Here is an 18857-nt window from a genome sequence, read left to right on the forward strand (position 1 = left end):
AATTTGAGATTTCAAATGATAAATTGACTTATATTAAAGTCAAGTGTTATAATACTATTGCGATTAATATTATATAATACTTATAATTTAAAGAAATGGGAGATGCCATGAATAGTATAAAAAATTATTTAAAACTTATGTCTTACATAGGAGAATATAGAGTTAGAAGGTTCAAAATAACTTTACTTTGTGCATTTTCTGTTATTTTGTATGCTGTTGCTCCATATATGATAGGAAGACTGGTTAATATGGTTCAAAATAGAGAAGATTTTTCTAAAGTTTTAAATTTTGGAATTTTGCTCATAGTTTTGGGAATACTGCAAGCATTTTTTGATTCGTATCAGAATTATAAGTGGCACACATATAGGGTTGAATATATGAATTATTTTAGAAGTATTATGTTAAAAGGTGCTTTGGATAAATCCCCAGAATATTATAAACAAAATCCGAGTGATTTAACTTCAAGAATTTTACATGATTGCGAAACTGTAAGTGAAGATATTAGTATAGGACTTCCAATGTTGTTTTTGAATGTTCTTAATATTTCAATAGTTATGGGACTTATGTTTTATATGTCTTTTAAACTTGCAATTATCGTTTTGTTTGTAATTCCAATTTATACAATATTTTTTAAAAAGGTTGATAGTGCCATAAGAAAGAATAGTAAAGATGAAAGAGAACATTTTGCATTAGTAACGGAAAGCGTAAAGGAATATACTGATGGAATTTTCCAAATAAAAATTTTTGGGAAAGAAAAATTCTTTTTAAATAAGTTTAGGGAAAATATAAAAAAATATGAAATTTATTTAAAGAACATTAAGAAATATACCGCAATAGGATATGGACTTACAGGACTTATTGTAGTACTTTTACCAATTGTAATATTACTTTTTGGAGCAATGGAAGTGAATTCAGGAAATATGTCTTTAGGTTCATTGTTTGCGTTTTATTTTTATTTGGGATATCTTTATGAGCCAATGAGAAATTTATCAGATTGGGTTTCAGGAGTTCAGGTAACTCTTGGAATGAGTGATAGAATTTTAGAATTTGTTGATAGTGCAGAAGTTGAAGATAAAAAAGAGGCTATTTCAAGCATAGATACTATAAAAGTTGAGAATCTCACTTTTTCTTATGACGAAAAAAATTATATATTTAAAAATTTTAATACAGAAATGGAAAAGGGAGATATTATAGGAATTATAGGTCCGTCAGGTTCGGGTAAAAGCACCTTAATAGATTTGCTTTTAAAGAGGATTTTAAATTACAATGGTAAAATTACAATAAATGGGATAGATTTAAAAAATATAAACAGAACTTCTTACTACAATTTAATTTCATATCTTGAACAAGATGCCTTTTTATTTAAAGGTTCATTAAAGGAAAATATAACTTTTGATAATTTTGATGAAGATAATTTTGAAATTTCTACTGAATTATCACAGGTTAAAAAGTTTAACGGAAAAAAAGATGGAGATTTTGAAATTGGAATTAAAGGGAAAAATGTTTCAGGTGGGGAAAAGCAGAGAATTGCACTTGCGAGAGCTTTGTATAAAAATTCTAATTTGTTGATTTTAGATGAATTTACTTCTGCTTTAGATTTCGAAACAGAACAGGAAGTTGTAAAAAATATTGAAAAAATCAGTAAAGATAAGATAATATTAATAATAACTCATAGAAAATTACCATTATCTATTTGTAATAAGTTAATAGATCTTGAAAAATAGATTTAAGGAGAGAATATGAAAATAATTTTATCACCTGCAAAGACAATTTCTAAAACTTGTGAGAGATTTTCTTCAGGACTTGATTTTTCTGATAAAACAAATGAAATTTTAAAGAATATTCCGGAAGTTTTGGTTTCAAAAGATTATTGCAAGGCTTTTTATATGTATGATGGAATGTGTTATAAAAATATAAAAAGAGAAGAGTTTGACAATTGCGATTTGGAGTATATAAAGGAGCATTTAATTATAATTTCTGCACTTTATGGAGTGATTAAACCTTTTGATTTAATTAATCCTTATAGACTTGATTTTCTTATGAAAACAAAAATGGGAAATTTATATAATTTTTGGAAAGATGATATTGCAAAAAAAATTTTAAAAGATACGGATTTTATTGTTAATCTTGCAAGTGATGAATTTTCAAAAACAGTAAAAAAGTATATTTCAGAGAATCAAATTTTGGATTTTGAATTTTATGAAAAAGTCGATGAAAAACTAAAAAAACATTCTACAATTTCGAAGAAGGCTAGAGGAATGATGCTTAATTTTATGGCTAAAAATAAAATTGAAAATATTGAAGACATAAAGAAATTTGACAAAGATGGATATGGGTTTGTTGAAGAAATGTCTTTAGAAAATAAATTTGTATTTGTGAAAAATAGCTAATAGTATTTTATGAGTTAGATATTATTTATAGAAAAAATAATTTTTATAAAAATTCTCTAATAAAATAATGAAATATGAAAACAATTTTATTTAAAAACTTGAAAAAAATCTATTTTTGATATATAATTTTAAGTGAGTGAAAACTTAAAAAACTAATTAAGGAGTGTGTTTTATGACTAAAATAGCTGTTATTGGAGCGGGCCCAGGAGGATATGAGGCTGCTATTAGAGCTGCACAAATGGGAGCAGAAGTTGTACTTATTGAAGCTGATAGACCAGGTGGTACTTGTTTAAATAGAGGATGTATCCCTACAAAAACACTTTGGAAAAATGCTGAAATTATGGAAAATATTCATAGAAAAGCAGAATTCGGTTTACTTATGGACGAATGTAAAATTGATCCAATAAGACTTAATGAAAGAAAATGCGAAGTTGTTGAAAAAATCGTAGGTGGGGTAGAATTTTTAATTGGTTCTTATCCTAATATTGAATACTTAAAAGGTTTTGGTTCTTTTGTTGATCCACATACAATTCATGTTAAATTGAATGATGGTTCAGAAAAAGATGTAACAGCTGATTACATAATTATTGCAACAGGTTCTAAACCAAGTATTCCACCAATTGCAGGAGCCGATTTACCTAATGTAATCACAAGTGATGAGTTCTTAGATTTAAAAGAAATTCCTGAAGAACTTATCGTTGTTGGTGGTGGAGTTATCGGAATGGAATTTGCAAGTATTTATGCTCAATTCGGTTCAAAGGTAACTGTTATGACTAATGGTGTTTTACCTGCAACTGACGGAGAAATTCAAAAGAGAATTCCAAGTATTTTCAAAAAAGCAGGAATTAAGATTGTAAATAAAGTTCGTGCCAGTGAAATTAAAGAAGAAAACGGAAAATTAAAAGTTACAGCTAACAGAGTTGATAAAGATAAAGTTGAAGAGGCTGAAGGTACAATGGTTCTTTTAGCAACAGGAAGAAAAGCTAATATTGATGGATTAGAAATCGAAAAAGCCGGAGTTGTTACTGAAAGAGGAGCTGTAGTTACTGATAAAGAATTTAAAACAAATGTTGACCATATTTATGCTATTGGTGACGTTGTTTATGGAAATGTTCAACTTGCTCACGTTGCAAGTGCTCAAGCAATTCATGTTGTTGAAAAATTAATGGGAGAACATCCTGAAATTAATTTAGATATCGTTCCTGCTTGTACATTTACTTTACCGGAAGTTGCTCAAGTTGGTTTAACTGAAGAAGAAGTTATTGCTCAAAATATTCCTTATGTTAAGAGTAAATTTATGTTCAGTGGAAATGGTAAAGCTGTTTCATTAGGAGAGGCTGATGGTTTTGTAAAAGTTCTTGCAACTGAAGACTTAAAGAGAATTTTAGGTATCCATATTATCGGACCTCATGCAAACGACTTAATTCATGAAGGAACTGTTGCTATGGCAAATAATATGGGAGTTGAATCAATAGGAAAGATGATTCACGCTCACCCAACTCTATCAGAAGCATTTATGGAAGCGATTCATCAATTAGAAGGAAAATCAATCCATAGTGCACCTGCAAAATAATTATTTTGTTAGAATTTTAGGGAGCGTAAGCTCCCTTTTTTATGTAGAGAGGTAAGAATGAATATTTTTGAACAAATTGCAAAAGAATTGAATATCAAAGTAGGTCAAGTTGAAAATACTGTAAAACTTATAGATGAGGGAAATACAATTCCTTTTATTGCAAGATACAGAAAAGAAGTCACAGGTAATTTAGATGATGAAATACTTAGAAATTTAGAACAAAAATTACAATATTTAAGAAATCTGGAACAGAGAAAAGAAGATGTTATAAGATTAATTGACGAGCTTGGAGAGTTGACTGATGAATTAAAAAATGAGATTATAAATGCTGAAACTCTTTCAAAAGTTGAGGATATATATCTTCCATTTAGACCTAAAAAGAGAACTAGAGCAACTATTGCAAAGGAAAAAGGTCTAAAACCACTTGCTGATTTAATTTTAGATAGAAAACTTAATGAAAATAATTTTGAACAAAAAGTTTTAGAATTTATAAATGAAGAAAAAGAAGTTTTAAATATTGATGAAGCTATGGCTGGTGCTTTAGATATTATTGCAGAAATGATCTCTGAAGATAAAGATTTTAGAGATATTTTAAGAAAAGATGCCGAGAAAAATGGAATTTTAGTCTCTGAAAAGGGAAAAGAAGAGAATAATGTTTATGATATGTATTATGAATTTTCTGAAAAGATTTCTAAACTTCCAGCACATAGAATACTTGCTATAAATAGAGGAGAAAAGGAAAAAGCTCTAAAGGTTTCTATAAAGTTAAGTGACGAAAAAAATATCGGAGAGATTTTATTTGCACTATGTATGGATGATGAAAACTTCTGTCATAAATTTTTAAAAGAAGCGGTTATTGATGGATATAACAGACTATTATTTCCACAAATAGAAACTGAAATAAGATCAAATTTGAAGGAAAAAGCGGATACTCAATCCATTGAAGTTTTTGGTAAAAATTTAAAACCTTATATTATGCAATCTCCAATTCTTGATAGAGTTATTTTAGGAATTGACCCTGGTTATAGAACAGGATGTAAGGTAGCTGTTATTTCAAAAACCGGATCTGTTTTAGACCATGTAAATATATATCCTACAAAGCCACAGGAAAAGATAAAGGAAAGTAAGGAAATTTTAGCAAAACTTATTAAAAAATATGATGTAAGTTTAATTGCAATAGGAAATGGAACTGCAAGTCGTGAAACTGAAAAAGTTGTTGTTGAATTGATAAATGAATTGAAAAAAGAAGACTTATTCTATTCAATTGTAAATGAAGCAGGAGCTTCAATTTATTCTGCATCAAAACTTGGGCAAGAAGAATTTCCTGATTTAGATGTAACAGTTAGAGGTGCAATATCAATAGCAAGACGTATTCAAGACCCAATGGCTGAGCTTGTAAAGATTGAACCAAAACATATTGGTATAGGACAATATCAGCATGATGTAAATCAAAAACAATTGACAGAAACTCTATCTGATATTATTGAAGATTGTGTAAATAAGGTTGGGGTTGATGTTAATACTGCATCATTCTCTCTTTTATCTTATATTTCAGGTATGACAAAAACTATGGCTAAAAATTTAGTTTCCTATCGTGATGAAAATGGAGCTTTTAAAAATAGAGATGAAATTAAAAAAGTAAAGGGAATAGGTCCTAAAGCATATACTCAATCCGCAGGATTTTTGAGAATTAGAAATGGAGAAAATCCACTTGACAATACTGCTGTTCATCCTGAAAGTTATGAAATTGCAGAAAAACTTTATGGTAAAGATTTAGATAAGATTAATGTTCCAAAACTTTCAAAAGAATTAGAAGTTGGTGAATTGACTTTAAAAGATATTATTGAAGAGCTTAAAAGACCCGGTCGTGATATTAGAGAAGATATGCCAAAACCAATTTTAAGGTCTGATGTTCTTTCCATTGAAGATTTAGAGGTTGGAATGGAATTAAAGGGAACTGTAAGAAATGTTGTAGATTTTGGAGTTTTTATAGATATTGGAATTAAAAATGACGGACTTGTTCATATTTCACAAATTTCGAATAAATTTATAAAGCATCCGTCAGAAGTTTTAAAAGTAGGCGATATAGTTAAGGTTAAGATTTTAGAAATTGATCTTGAAAAACAAAAAGTAAAATTGACAATGAAGTAAAAGGAATGCATTTAATTGCATTTCTTTTTTTGCATAAAAATAATAGGACTATAAATATCGATGTTATGTAAAATATTTATAAAAATGGTAAATTTGTTATCATAAGTTTTTTTATACTTTCAGAAAGTTATTAAATGTTTAAAAGTCAAGCAAATATTTTTATGATAAAAATAAATTATTAATATTGTCTATCTATAAGAAAAAAGTATTAGACTTATTCTTAATCCTATGATAATATAATATTGATTATATTTGTTTGCTAATTCGCAAAGTATTTTATCAAATATAAATATAAAAATTAAATAGGAGGTTTTGAATGGATATTCAAGAAAGTGTAAAACTTATCGATTCGTATTTAGATTTAAATCGTAAAGTTGTAGGTGTGAAGTTTTTTCACGATGAAGAAAGTTATGAAAATTTTGAAGTACCTGAAAGAGAAAGTAAAGTTACATATTGTAATGCTGTTAATTTAGCATCTAAAGGTTCAAACATAAAGGTAAGAAAGGTACATCAAGGGTGCCCAAACGGTGCAGTTGCTTTTGGCTTTAATCAAGCGCCACCAAAGATGGCATCTGGAGAAGCAAGATTTAGTAAAAATATTTATAATGATGTTAAGACATCAAAGAGTGTTTCTGATGATATGATATTTTTAAAAGACAAGGTTTATGGTATAGCAATAATGCCTTTAGAAAATTTTAAAGTTGAACCTGATGTTGTTGTTATGATTGAAAAGGCATATAACATAATGAGAGTTGTTCACGGATATTCTTATTTTAATGGATATTCTCCGGAAATGAAAACTGTTGGGTTACAAGCTGTTTGTCATGATCTTACAACTCTTCCTTATGAACATGGAACAATTAATATTACATTCCTATGTCCTGGAACTAGATTAATGGCAAATTGGCATCCGGATGAATTAGGAATTGGAATGGCTTGGAAACATTGGTACAATGTTGTTCAAGGAATTATGGAAACAACAAATCCATTTGAACGTAATATCAATAAGAGAAAAATAATTAAGAAGATGAAAGCTAATAATATGGATGATTCTGTAATTGAATTAAATAAAAATTATGATACAGGAACATATTTAGGTGGACCAATAGACAAATAGATAAAAAAAGTTAGGAGTTTCTTTTTTGAAATTCCTAACTTAAATATTATGAAATATTAGTAAAGGAGAATTTTATGAGTTTATTAAAAAAATTACCTATTCCTATTGCAGGTTTGATTTTATCTATGTTTGCACTAGGAAATTTGTTACAATCATATAGTAATGTTGTTAGATTATGTATAGGTGGAGTTGCACTTATTTTATATATTATTTTTGTTTTAAAAATTGTAGTTTTGAATGGTAAATTAAAAACTGTTTTAGAAAATCCAGTTCCTGCAAGTGTTCTTTTAACAATTACAATGGCTACTATTTTACTTAGTAGTTATGCAAAGCCATATTCTTCAGGTTTAGCTGTTGGATTTTGGTTTGTTGGTGTTATACTACATACTTCACTTATGATTTGGTTTAGCTTGAAATTTTTACCTAATTTTTCAATAAAAAAAGTATTTCCATCTTGGTATATAGTTTATGTTGGTATTGCAACAGCAAGTGTTACTGCAGGAGCTGCAGGACAATTAAAGTTAGGACAAATTTGTTTTTGGTTTGCTTTAGTAGCATATTTAATTTTAATACCTGTTGTTTGTTATAGAGTATTTAAAGTTAAAGAAATTCCTGAACCTGCCAAGCCAACTTTTGCAATTTTATCAGCACCTGGTTCACTTGCACTTGCAGGATATTTGAATACTTTTCCTGAAAAGAATTTTACTTTCGCTGTTATTTTATTTGGGTTTTCACTATTTTTCTATTTAGTAGTTTTAGTAAATTTACCAAAATTACTGAAATTGAAATTTTCTCCTGGGTTTTCAGGATTTACATTCCCACTTGTAATAAGTGCAATTGCTACAAAATTATTTAATGGATATGTTACAAAATTATACGGAGCTAATTCAGCTTTAAAATTATTAGTTAATTTCCAAGAGATAATTGCAACATTAATTGTGTTATATGTTTTTATAGGATATATGAAATTTTTATTTGAAAAAGAAAACTAAAAAATTATTAAAAATTACTTGACTATTTTATTTATATATGGTAAAATATTCAAGTAATATGATGAATGAAGTAGAGTACTCGCTCTCACCTTGTTACTATTTTGTTTCAGGTTTATGTTAATAATTTAAGTTTTGTAATTATTATGGCGGGTGTTTACTCGCCGTTTTTTTGTGGAGGTGTTATTATAAAAGAGCTTTTAATTAATGAAGAGATTAGAGCAAAAGATGTTAGATTAATTGATGCAGAAGGTAATCAAATTGGAGTTGTTCCAATTTCAAGAGCATTGGAAATGGCAAATGAAAAGAAATTGGATCTTGTAAATATTTCTCCTAATGCTAATCCGCCTGTTTGCAAAATTTTAGATTATGGAAAATATAGATATGATTCTTTAAAGAAAGAAAAAGAATCAAAGAAAAAACAAAAAGTTATAAATGTTAAAGAAATTAGACTTACTCCGAGTATTGACAAGCATGATATAGAAGTTAAGGCAAAACATGCAAATAACTTCTTAAAAGCCGGAGACAAGGTAAAAGTTTCTGTAAGATTTAGAGGTAGAGAATTGGGACATACTGATATTGGTAAGGTCGTTTTAAATCAATTTAAGGAACTTACTGAAGAATTTGGAAATGTAGAAAAAGATTCCGTAATGGAAGGTAGAAATATGACAATGTTTTTATCACCAAAACAAGATTAATAGGAGGTTTTAGGTATGGCTAAAATGAAAACACATAGAGCGTCAGCTAAGAGATTCAAGAGAACTGGTACTGGTAAAATTAAAAGATTTAAGGCATATAAGAGCCATTTAACAAGTAAAAAATCACCAAAGAGAATTAGAAATTTAAGAAAATCATCAGTTATCAGTAGTGGAGATCAAAAAAGAATCAATAATATGATTCCTTAATTATGGAGGTAAAGAGTAATGGCAAGAATAAAACGTAGTTTAAATGCAAGAAAAAAACATAGAAAAGTATTAAAACAAGCTAAAGGATATTATGGTGCGAAGTCAAAATTATTCAAAGTTGCTAACCAAGCAATTATGAAATCAATGACTTATGCATTCATCGGAAGAAAGAGAAAGAAAAGAGATTTCAGAAGCTTATGGATTGCAAGAATTAATGCCGGAACAAGACAATATGGTTTAAGTTATAGCAAATTTATGTATGGGCTTAAGAAAAATAATATAAATATGAATAGAAAAATGCTTTCTGAAATGGCTATAAATGATCCTGAAGGATTCAAAAAATTAGTTGAATTAGTAAGATAGAGAGATGTCCCTTCATAATTGAAGGGATTTTTTATTGCAAAGCAACAAGATTCCCGGGCACCCACCCGATGCAAAGCATCGTGGAAGGGTGGGGTTGTTATTGTGAAGCAACAAGGTTCCCGGGTACCCACCCGATGCAAAGCATCGTGGAAGGGTGGGGTTCTTATTGGAGGTTATATTGAAAGATTTTATAAAACAGCTAAAAGATAAGCTTGAAACAAATCCACCTGCGGTTTTAACTTTAGGTTTTTTTCTAATTATAACCGTTGGATCAATTCTTTTATTTTTACCTTTTTCATCTAAAAACTTAAATTTTACAAATTTTTTAGATTGTGTATTTATATCAACTTCATCTGTTTGTGTAACAGGGTTATCGACCATAAATATCACCAACGAATTTAATTATATTGGGAAATTTATTATAATGCTCTTAATTCAAGCTGGAGGCTTGGGTTTTATGACAATGGCTACCATGGTAGCAATGATTTTAGGTGAAAAGATAACTTTGAAAGATAGGCTTGTAATTCAGGAACAGATGGGGACAACAAGACTTACAGGAATGGTAAGGCTTATAAGATATGTGATTTTTTCAACTTTTATAATAGAAGGATTGGGAGCATTTTTGCTCTGTTTTACATTTGTTCCAAAGCTAGGTTTAAAGGGAATTTTCTATTCTATTTTTCATTCCATATCAGCTTTTTGTAATGCCGGTTTTGATATTTTGGGTGAAAATAGTTTGGAAAGTTTTAATACAAATCCATATTTACTTCTAGTTATTTCTTTTTTGATAATTTTAGGGGGACTTGGATTTAATGTATATATTGATATAAATAATTATAAATTAAACTATAGAAAATATTCTTTGCATACTAAGATTGTTTTGGTAATGACTTTAGGTTTACTTATATTTGGGACAATTGCATTTTTTATTTTAGAATATTCCAATGTAAAGACTTTGAAAAGCTTTAACCTTTTTGATAAAATAATAAATTCGTTTTTTCAGTCTGTAACTACCAGAACGGCGGGATTTGCTTCTATAAATCAAACAGGGTTTACTGAATCTTCAACGATTTTAAGTATATTTTTGATGTTTATAGGGGGTTCACCCGCAAGTACAGCAGGTGGGATAAAGACTACCACAATATTTTTATTAATTGTAACTACTATTTCTTTTATTCAAAATAATAATGAGATAGAGGTTTTTAAAAGGAGAATTTCTTTTTCTTTAGTTAAAAGGGCAATAGGTATTTTTGTTATATCTATATTATTGGTCAATGCTGTAGTTTTTGTTTTAACTTTAATTGAGGATATTAGATTTATAGACTTGCTTTTTGAAACGGTTTCAGCTTTTGCAACCGTTGGTCTTAGTAAGGATTTAACTCCACATTTGAAAGATATTACAAAAATGATTATAATTATATTGATGTTTATTGGAAGGGTAGGACCTCTTACAATTATTTTTTCTTTTTATAAAAAAGTCAATAAGAAGAAATTTAAGTATTCAAATGGAAATGTTATTGTTGGATAGGAGATATTATGAAACAAATTGTTGTTTTAGGTTGTGGAAGATTCGGAATGAGTTTAGCCATCACCTTAGAAAGACTTGGAAATGAAGTAATGGTAGTAGATAAAGATGAGGAGATTATAAATTCCATTGCGAATAAGGTTACTCATGCCATAGTTTGCGATGTTAGTGTTGATGGAAGTTTAAAGGAATTAGGGCTTACAAATTTTGATATTTGTGTTGTTGCAATAGGTTCTGATTACAAAACTTCAATTATTGCAACTGTTGAAGCTAGAGAACTTGGTATTCCAAAAATTATTGCCAAGGCTACTGATAGTGTTCAGGCTATGGTTCTTAAGAAAATAGGAGCTGATAGAGTTATTATTCCTGAAAGAGATATGGGAATAAGAGTAGCAAATACTATTAGTAATTCAAATATTTTAGATTCCATCAATTTGTCTGATGAGTATTCTCTTGTTGAAATTTCGCCAATTGCTGATTGGGTTGGAAGATCAATAAAGGAATCTGAAATTAGAAACAAACATCATGTAAATATTGTCGCAATAAAAAATAAGGATGGTTTGGAGATAAATGTCGGAGCGGACTATGTTATAAAGGATAGTGATATTCTTCTTGTTGCAGGAAGAAATGACCGAATTGGTAAGTTGGTATAGGATGGAATTTAAAATAATAGATAGTAAAGAAAATAAAAAGTACAAATTATTTAAAAGTCTGTATTTGAAAAAGAATAGAGATAAATACAAATTATTTTTATTAGAGGGCAAAAAACTTTTATTAGAAGCAATAAACGAAAATCTAAATATTGAAAATATAATTTGTACTGAAAATTTTGTTAAAAATTTTGATTTTAATGAAAAATATATTGATAAAATTACAATTTTATCTGAAAAATTATTTAAGAATTTAACTGAACTTACAAATTCAGAAGGAGTTATAACCATTGTAAACTATTTTAAAGAGAAAGAAATTTCTTCTAGAAATATAATCTGTCTTGAAAATGTTAGTGATCCCGGAAATTTTGGGACTATAATAAGAACAGCAAATGCCTTTGGAATAAAGGATATATTGACTATAAATTGTGTAGATAAATATAATTCAAAAGTTTTAAGGGCAACTATGGGTGCATTGTTTAGAACAAATATTATAAATTGTGATATTGATAAAGTAAAAGGGCTTCAAAAAGATGGTTATAGAATAATTTCTACTACTTTAAGTGAAAATTCAAAATTTTTAGAAGATTTTAATTTTGATGAAAAAAATATTGTTGTTATGGGAAATGAAGCAAATGGTGTTTCAGATGAAATGCTTAAAATTTCAAATGAACATTTAAAAATAGATATGGATAATTCAATGGAGTCTTTAAATGTTTCAATAGCAGCTGCAATAATAATGTATAAAATATATAAAAATTAAAGGAAGTGTTTATAAGCACTTCCTTTTTTTGTACTATATATATTTTATTGTACAATTTTTAAATTATTTTAATCTTGCCAATGCACCAAATGGATCCCATGGTTCAAGTTCTACAATTTCTTCGTCAAGAGCTTTTAACCATTTTTCATCAACGTATTTTTTGTCAACCATTACTTCATAGTTGTATTCGTCGAACCATTCATCAGACATTGAAAAAATACCTTTATCTCCAACTGTATCTCCCCAAGAGTTTTCAACTTGCCATTCTAATGGTTTTCCATTTTCATCAAGATTTACTCCTGTAAATACCATTGCATGAGTTAATACACTTTCATGATAATCAAGTCTTTCAGCTTTTGTAAAGTTTTCTAAAGTAGGGAATATGTCATCATATATGAACATATCTAAGTCCATAATTCCTTTTTGTTTTTCCAAAAACTTAATTACATCACAGCCAAACCATACAGGTTCTCCGGCTTTAATTGATTTTATAGCACTTTCTTTCAATACTTCTATAGGAACATTTACGTATTTTATTTTGTCTGCTTCTTTAATTGTTCCTAAGAATTTTACAGTGTAAACTTTTCCGTAAGGTTTGTCATCGGTTGGAGCATTGATTAAGCTTACTTTATCTTTTAAATTCCAACCAACATACTTGTCGAAAAATTCTTTAGGAGTAATATTTGATATTCTGTGGAATTTTTCGTCTTTATCTCTGTATTCATAGGTAAAAGTTTCAGGAACTTCTCCTAAACATTTAGTTAAAATATTGTAAACTGCGTAAAGAGTTTCATTTTTTAAATCTTCAATTTCTTTTAAAGATTTGCCTGCTTTATGAAGTCTTCTCATATCACAAGCAGCTTTTCTAAGATATTTAGTTAGTATTGCTTCCATATCTCTTGTGTTTGAAGAGTGGAATGTTTCAGGCATGATTCCTTTAGGAACAACACCATATTTTTCTAAAAGACCTTTAAACATATCCCATTGACCGCCATCTTGCACAGGAGCAGTTAAAAGATGAGAAACAACTCTTGAATCTGTTTTTTCGTCTAACGTTTCAATTATACTTTCTAAAAAGAAGTTTGCTTTTTCAAGTTTATCCCAAAATAGAGTATATGTTTGAGAATATTCCATAGTCTTTAAGTTTAATTTTTCCATAGTAGAAACTCTGGCAACATTTAATGCAGAGAACATCCAACATCTACCACTTGATTTTTGGTTTGTTATTTCACCTTTTTTTGTAATATCGGAAAATTGAAAATCGTGTCTCTTATAGACTTCATGATTTGTAGATGCTTCATTTATACCGACTTTTGAAACACTTGCAGCTACAACCTTATTTGTTTTACAAGAATTAAATCTTTCTTTAAATGACTTAAGAACTTCATTTGTTAATGCCATTTGTATCACTCTCCTTAAAAAATTTTTTTGTGAGAAACCTCACAATTACATTGTAACATAAAATTATAATAAATAAAAGATAATTATTATCAAAAATGATAAAAATTATAAGTTTTTAAATATATTATATATTAAGATAAAATAATAAGTAACCTAAAAAATGATATTATAACAATAGTTTTTTATTATAAATATTATAAATTTTTAATAGTTTTTAAAATATAGAAATAGGAAATATTGGACTAAAAAAATTCTTTAAATATTGATAAAATGGTAATAGGTCATATTAATCGCTATAACATTAGAATAATTGCAGATAATTAAAAAGGAATGTTTCCTGATAATTACAGGTCACATTCCTTAAAGTAATTAATTTATTTGTATTATGAAAATCTAATATTAATCATTTAAGAATTATTTTAAAACTTCTCTTAGTTTTTCAAGAATATATTCATCAATTGGTTTTCCATCAATAAATGCATTTTCTCCATCTGGTAACATAATTCTAAAGAAGTTGATAATTAAATTTCCGTCAACTATATAGTAATCATCCAAATGTAATGGAGCAATATATACTTTTAAAATCTCTTTATCATTATTTGGAAATTCTTTGTTTAATTCATCAATAAGATGATTTACATTAAGAACTTTTATAGGTTTTGCCATAAGTTGTGGAAGCTCAAGGTCTTCCATCATCCACATATTGTTATTCCAAAATCTTTTTTCTTCTTTAGTAGCTGTAGAAAGTAATTCTCTGTTTTGAATAGCAGATAAAACTCTTCTAACTGATTCTTCATTGAAATCGTTAGTTTTAATAGCTTGTAGTGGGTATTGTTTAGCAACATCAACAAAAAAGCTTTCAGCAACTTTTTCTTTTTCAGCTAATGCAGTCCATAAGTATAACATGGATTCGATAGTTTCTAAGTTTAATTCAATTTGTTTAATCATATAAGCCTCCGATAATTATGTACTTTAATTTACAATAAATTTGTAAATTAAAATTTTAAATTTTTTATATTTTACCCAATGTAAAATATACTATAAAATAATTGTAAACTTTTTTTATAAAAAAATCAATAGTTATACAGTTTGGTTGTTGTAAAATTTGAAAAGTTCTGTTATACTTGTACAGTAAGTTAGTAGGAGGGATTAAATATGAATTCAAGTAAGATTAATAAAATTTTAATTACGACATTAGGAGCTATTTTAGTTTCAGCAGGAGTTTACTTTTTTATGGTTCCATATAATTTGACAATTGGGGGAACATCCGGACTTTCAATAGCACTTGCAAAGTTTTTTCCTAGTGTATCTGTTGGTACGTTCCAACTTGCAATAAATGTAATTTTGTTTATTTTAGCTTTTTTATTAGTAGGAACAGAATTTGGGGGACTTAGTATATACGCTACAATTGTATTGTCACTTTCACTTATAGGTTTTGAACAATTGTTTCCTAATATTCAACCTTTAGTTGATACTGCATTTATGAGTATGGTTATAGGGGTTGTTGTTACTGCTGTTGGTATAGCTTTGACATTAAATCAAAACGCATCTACAGGTGGAACTGATATTGTTGGAAAAATTTTGAATGAGTATTTTCATATAGATATAAGTGTAGGACTTTTTATTGCAGATTTTTCAGTTGTAGTAATGGGTTATGCGGCCTATGGACTTAATGCTGCATTGTATGCAATAGTTGGTATATTATTTAATGCAATTGTTATTGATAAAGTTCTTACAGGTTATAAAACTAGAATTAAATTATATATCCATTCTCAAAAATGGGAAGAAATTAATGATTATATACTTCATGTAATTAATAGAGGCAGTACACTTTATGAAGTAAAGGGTGGATACTACAAGAGTGAAAGAGTTATGATTGAAACAATTCTTACAAGACCTGAATATATTAAAGTTATGAATTATATAAAAGACTTCGACAGTAAAGCATTTGTAAATGTTTTAACAGTTAGCGAAGTTTCAGGAGAAGGATTTAGCTATTTTAAAGAAGATAATAAAAAGGTATCAAAAGGTAAGAAATAATACTATAAGAATAAAAATTTAAAACTGTTATGAATATTTGATTCATAACAGTTTTTTTGTGTGAAAGTAACAGGAATAATTGTTAAAATTCAATTGACTTTTTTAGAGATTTTGTATATACTATATTCAGTATTTTAAATAAATGTTTAAAACAAAATCTAGTTAAATTTTAAGTTTTTATATGTTTTAAATTTTTACATAGGAGGGGTTATGAAAAAGAAATTTTTATCAAGAATTTTTTTAGTTTTGTCTTTGCTTATGTTAAATGTATTAGTTTTAAATAAGTATACAGATAAAGCTGTTGTCGTTGCAGAAGGCTTTAATGGATGGAAAGAAGATGGTAATGAAAAGTATTTTTTCCAAAATGGTAAAAAATTTACAGGTGAATATCAAAATAAATATTTTGTAGATGGAAAATATGCTAATGGAGTATATAATGGCGTTTTATATAAAAATGGAGATGTTTCAACAAATGTTTATTTAGATGGAATTTTTTATGGTTCTGATGGAAAACCTGCAAATGGTTGGCATGATGATGGGAAAGCATGGTATTTCTTTAAAGATGGTAAAAAATATACAGGAAAAGCCGTAGATGGAAACGGTGAGATGTATTTTATTAATGGGAAATATGCGAATACTTATGTGGATGGATTTTTTTATAAGGATGGGAAACTTGCTAATTGGTGGTGCGATGACGGAAATGCATGGTATTTCTTCCAAAACGGTAAAAAACATAATGGTTATGGTGTAGACGGAAACGGAAAAAGATATTTTTCAAACGGAAAATATGCCAACGGAATATATAATGGGAAATTATATAAAAATGGTTTGGAGTCAAAAGGAAATACTTATGTAAATGGGATTTTTTACGGATATGATGCAAAGCCTGCAAATGGTTGGCATGATGACGGAAATGAATGGTTTTTCTTCATGGATGGTAAAAAATACACAGGAGAAGCCGTAGATGGAAATGGTGAAATGCTCTTTATAAAAGGAAAATATGCGAATACTTATGTAGATGGAATTTTTTATAAGGATGGGAAGCCCGCTAATTGGTGGTGTGATGACGGAACTGATTGGTATTTTTTCCAAAAAGGTAAAAAACATAAGGGATATGGAATAGATGCTAATGGAAAGAGATATTTTTTAAACGGAAAATATGCCAATGCTTATATAGATGATATATTTTATACTGAAGGAAAAATTGCAAACTGGTGGTGTGATGACGGAACTGATTGGTATTTTTTCCAAAAAGGTATAAAGCATAATGGTTATGGAATAGATGCTAATGGAAAGAGATATTTTGTAGATGGAAAATATGCCAATGGAATATATAATGGTAAATTATATAAAGAAGGTGTAGAATCAAAAGGACAAACTTATGTAAATGGAATATTTTACGATGAAAATATAAAACCTGCAAATGGTTGGTATGATGATGGAACTGCATGGTATTTCTTTAAAGATGGTAAAAAATATACAGGAAAAGCCGTAGATGGGAACGGTGAAATGTATTTTGTGAAAGGAAAATATGCAAATACTTATATAGGCGGACTTTTTTATAAAGATGGAAAACTTGCAAATTGGTGGTGTGATGACGGGAAAGCATGGTATTTCTTTCAAAGTGGTAAAAAACATAATGGATTTGGAACAGATGCAAATGGAAGAAGATATTTTGTAAACGGAAAATATGCCAACGGAATATATGATGGCAAATTATATAAAAACGGTTTGGAGTCAAAAGGAAGAACTTATGTAAATGGAATATTTTACGATGAAAATATAAGTCCTGCAAATGGTTGGTATGACGACGGCTTTGCATGGTATTTCTTCAAAGACGGTAAAAAGTATACGGGAAAAGCTGTAGATGGCAACGGAGAGATGTATTTTATAGAAGGAAAGTATGCTAATACCTATATCCAAGGAATTTTCTATGGAGAAGGTAAGATTGCAAATGGTTGGTATGACGACGGAAATGCATGGTACTTCTTTGTGGATGGTAAAAAACATACGGGATTTGCAGTAGACAGCAACGGAAAGAGATATTTTGTAAAAGGAAAATATGCCAACGGAAGATATAATGAAAAATTATATAAAGATGGTTTAGAATCATCAGGAAATACTTATATAAACGGAATCTATTATGATGGAACTAAATATCCTGCAAATGGTTGGCATGATGACGGATATGATTGGTATTTCTTTAAAAACGGAGAAAAACATACAGGATATGCAACAGATGGGAATGGACAAAGATATTTTGTGAATGGAAAATATGCTAATGGATTTTACGACGGAAAATCTTATTTAGATGGAGAAGAAGTAGGTTTAGCTGATTCTGATTGGTATGTTTCAGATGGTGTTTGGATATCTAGAGATACAGGTAGAAGTTGTTATGTAAATGGTGACTTTATAGTTATAAGTTTAAGTGATCAAAAACTATGGCTTGTTAGAAACGGACGTATAATTTCCAGAATCGGTATAGTAAGCGGTAAGCCTGTAAGTCCTACTGTAAGGGGAAATTTCAGAGTTCTTTCAAAAGAATATTCAAGGATATTAAGAGGTCCGGGATATGCTTCATGGGTTCAATATTGGATGCCATTCCATGGAAGCTATGGAATTCATGATGCAAATTGGCAACCATATTCTGCTTTCTCTAATAGTAATTACTATAGATGGGGAGGATCACATGGTTGCGTAAATGTTCATCCTAGTAAAATGGGATATATTTACAGTAATTCTTATGTTGGAATGAGAGTTATAGTTTATTAGTATTGATTTTAAAATCTAAATATGTTAGAATTAGATTGTTAATATTTACGTTGAACGATAAAAAATAGTACAAAATTTTTAGAGAGTGATTGTTTGGTGAAAAATTACATTTTTGTATTATGGGGAAATCGGGAGTAATTTTTTTAGAGTGATGTTTTTAACATAATTAGGGTGGAACCACGGTCATATCGTCCCTTACGATATGGCCTTTTTGTTTA

The 18857-nt window shown here is 28.6% G+C and carries 16 protein-coding genes; 14 read left to right on the plus strand and 2 right to left on the minus strand.

Translation table 11 applies throughout. The annotated features are described in order from the left end of the window. Positions 1 to 107 precede the first annotated feature (107 nt). From ACMX2D_RS04710 to ACMX2D_RS04765, 12 genes are all read left to right on the plus strand, one after another. Positions 108 to 1724: an ABC transporter ATP-binding protein gene (locus tag ACMX2D_RS04710; protein WP_314939028.1), complete on the plus strand. Its 1617-nt coding sequence runs from the start codon at positions 108 to 110 to the stop codon at positions 1722 to 1724. Between the two features lie 15 nt (positions 1725 to 1739). Then, positions 1740 to 2390, plus strand: coding sequence for a YaaA family protein (locus ACMX2D_RS04715; protein WP_414972909.1), 651 nt, complete (start codon positions 1740 to 1742; stop codon positions 2388 to 2390). A gap of 172 nt (positions 2391 to 2562) precedes the next feature. Then, a complete protein-coding gene (gene lpdA, locus ACMX2D_RS04720; protein WP_414972910.1) occupies positions 2563 to 3963 on the plus strand; it encodes a dihydrolipoyl dehydrogenase in 1401 nt (466 codons plus the stop codon). A gap of 57 nt (positions 3964 to 4020) precedes the next feature. Beyond that, complete coding sequence (locus tag ACMX2D_RS04725; protein WP_414972911.1) at positions 4021 to 6114, plus strand: Tex family protein; 2094 nt, start codon at positions 4021 to 4023, stop codon at positions 6112 to 6114. A gap of 316 nt (positions 6115 to 6430) precedes the next feature. Next, positions 6431 to 7231, plus strand: a complete 801-nt coding sequence (locus ACMX2D_RS04730) for a DUF169 domain-containing protein (protein ID WP_414971268.1) — start codon at positions 6431 to 6433, stop codon at positions 7229 to 7231. Between the two features lie 74 nt (positions 7232 to 7305). Beyond that, positions 7306 to 8223, plus strand: coding sequence for a TDT family transporter (locus tag ACMX2D_RS04735; protein WP_414972912.1), 918 nt, complete (start codon positions 7306 to 7308; stop codon positions 8221 to 8223). 143 nt (positions 8224 to 8366) lie between these two features. Further along, positions 8367 to 8918, plus strand: a complete 552-nt coding sequence (infC, locus tag ACMX2D_RS04740; RefSeq protein ID WP_414971270.1) for a translation initiation factor IF-3 — start codon at positions 8367 to 8369, stop codon at positions 8916 to 8918. Between the two features lie 15 nt (positions 8919 to 8933). Further along, positions 8934 to 9125 carry a 50S ribosomal protein L35 gene (gene rpmI, locus ACMX2D_RS04745; RefSeq protein ID WP_009354463.1) on the plus strand — a complete coding sequence of 64 codons (192 nt, stop codon included), beginning with the start codon at positions 8934 to 8936 and terminating at the stop codon, positions 9123 to 9125. A gap of 18 nt (positions 9126 to 9143) precedes the next feature. Continuing rightward, positions 9144 to 9488, plus strand: a complete 345-nt coding sequence (gene rplT, locus ACMX2D_RS04750; protein WP_004832268.1) for a 50S ribosomal protein L20 — start codon at positions 9144 to 9146, stop codon at positions 9486 to 9488. Positions 9489 to 9666: 178 nt separating this feature from the next. Next, complete coding sequence (locus ACMX2D_RS04755) at positions 9667 to 11016, plus strand: TrkH family potassium uptake protein (RefSeq protein ID WP_414972913.1); 1350 nt, start codon at positions 9667 to 9669, stop codon at positions 11014 to 11016. An 8-nt stretch (positions 11017 to 11024) separates the two neighbouring features. Then, complete coding sequence (locus tag ACMX2D_RS04760) at positions 11025 to 11666, plus strand: potassium channel family protein (RefSeq protein ID WP_414971272.1); 642 nt, start codon at positions 11025 to 11027, stop codon at positions 11664 to 11666. Then, on the plus strand, positions 11641 to 12426 hold the full coding sequence (locus tag ACMX2D_RS04765) for a TrmH family RNA methyltransferase (RefSeq protein WP_414972914.1): 786 nt from the start codon (positions 11641 to 11643) through the stop codon (positions 12424 to 12426). Before ACMX2D_RS04760 ends, ACMX2D_RS04765 begins: the two co-directional genes overlap by 26 nt. A 63-nt stretch (positions 12427 to 12489) precedes the next feature. Here ACMX2D_RS04765 and ACMX2D_RS04770 read toward each other — a convergent pair whose 3' ends face one another. Both ACMX2D_RS04770 and ACMX2D_RS04775 read right to left on the minus strand, forming a co-directional pair. Continuing rightward, entirely contained in the window at positions 12490 to 13827 is a 1338-nt protein-coding gene (locus ACMX2D_RS04770; protein ID WP_009448557.1) for a C1 family peptidase, read from the minus strand. Positions 13828 to 14241: 414 nt separating this feature from the next. Then, positions 14242 to 14775, minus strand: a complete 534-nt coding sequence (locus ACMX2D_RS04775) for a TDE2712 family protein (protein WP_009448602.1) — start codon at positions 14773 to 14775, stop codon at positions 14242 to 14244. A 207-nt stretch (positions 14776 to 14982) separates the two neighbouring features. Between ACMX2D_RS04775 and ACMX2D_RS04780 the strand changes: the two genes are divergently transcribed. Together ACMX2D_RS04780 and ACMX2D_RS04785 are read left to right on the plus strand one after the other, a co-directional pair. After that, a complete protein-coding gene (locus ACMX2D_RS04780; protein ID WP_414972915.1) occupies positions 14983 to 15867 on the plus strand; it encodes a YitT family protein in 885 nt (294 codons plus the stop codon). Between the two features lie 210 nt (positions 15868 to 16077). After that, on the plus strand, positions 16078 to 18639 hold the full coding sequence (locus ACMX2D_RS04785) for a L,D-transpeptidase family protein (protein ID WP_414972916.1): 2562 nt from the start codon (positions 16078 to 16080) through the stop codon (positions 18637 to 18639). Positions 18640 to 18857 lie beyond the last annotated feature (218 nt).

This window comes from Parvimonas oralis (assembly GCF_047608425.1).
GTDB lineage: Bacteria > Bacillota > Clostridia > Tissierellales > Peptoniphilaceae > Parvimonas.

Excerpts from the sequence above, each read along its gene's own strand:
- ACMX2D_RS04710 (WP_314939028.1), top strand. The coding sequence starts at position 108 with ATGAATAGTATAAAAAATTATTTAAAACTTATGTCTTACATAGGAGAA.
- ACMX2D_RS04715 (WP_414972909.1), top strand. The coding sequence starts at position 1,740 with ATGAAAATAATTTTATCACCTGCAAAGACAATTTCTAAAACTTGTGAG.
- lpdA (WP_414972910.1), top strand. The coding sequence starts at position 2,563 with ATGACTAAAATAGCTGTTATTGGAGCGGGCCCAGGAGGATATGAGGCT.
- ACMX2D_RS04725 (WP_414972911.1), top strand. The coding sequence starts at position 4,021 with ATGAATATTTTTGAACAAATTGCAAAAGAATTGAATATCAAAGTAGGT.
- ACMX2D_RS04730 (WP_414971268.1), top strand. The coding sequence starts at position 6,431 with ATGGATATTCAAGAAAGTGTAAAACTTATCGATTCGTATTTAGATTTA.
- ACMX2D_RS04735 (WP_414972912.1), top strand. The coding sequence starts at position 7,306 with ATGAGTTTATTAAAAAAATTACCTATTCCTATTGCAGGTTTGATTTTA.
- infC (WP_414971270.1), top strand. The coding sequence starts at position 8,367 with ATGGCGGGTGTTTACTCGCCGTTTTTTTGTGGAGGTGTTATTATAAAA.
- rpmI (WP_009354463.1), top strand. The coding sequence starts at position 8,934 with ATGGCTAAAATGAAAACACATAGAGCGTCAGCTAAGAGATTCAAGAGA.
- rplT (WP_004832268.1), top strand. The coding sequence starts at position 9,144 with ATGGCAAGAATAAAACGTAGTTTAAATGCAAGAAAAAAACATAGAAAA.
- ACMX2D_RS04760 (WP_414971272.1), top strand. The coding sequence starts at position 11,025 with ATGAAACAAATTGTTGTTTTAGGTTGTGGAAGATTCGGAATGAGTTTA.
- ACMX2D_RS04765 (WP_414972914.1), top strand. The coding sequence starts at position 11,641 with ATGACCGAATTGGTAAGTTGGTATAGGATGGAATTTAAAATAATAGAT.
- ACMX2D_RS04770 (WP_009448557.1), bottom strand. The coding sequence starts at position 13,827 with ATGGCATTAACAAATGAAGTTCTTAAGTCATTTAAAGAAAGATTTAAT.
- ACMX2D_RS04775 (WP_009448602.1), bottom strand. The coding sequence starts at position 14,775 with ATGATTAAACAAATTGAATTAAACTTAGAAACTATCGAATCCATGTTA.
- ACMX2D_RS04780 (WP_414972915.1), top strand. The coding sequence starts at position 14,983 with ATGAATTCAAGTAAGATTAATAAAATTTTAATTACGACATTAGGAGCT.
- ACMX2D_RS04785 (WP_414972916.1), top strand. The coding sequence starts at position 16,078 with ATGAAAAAGAAATTTTTATCAAGAATTTTTTTAGTTTTGTCTTTGCTT.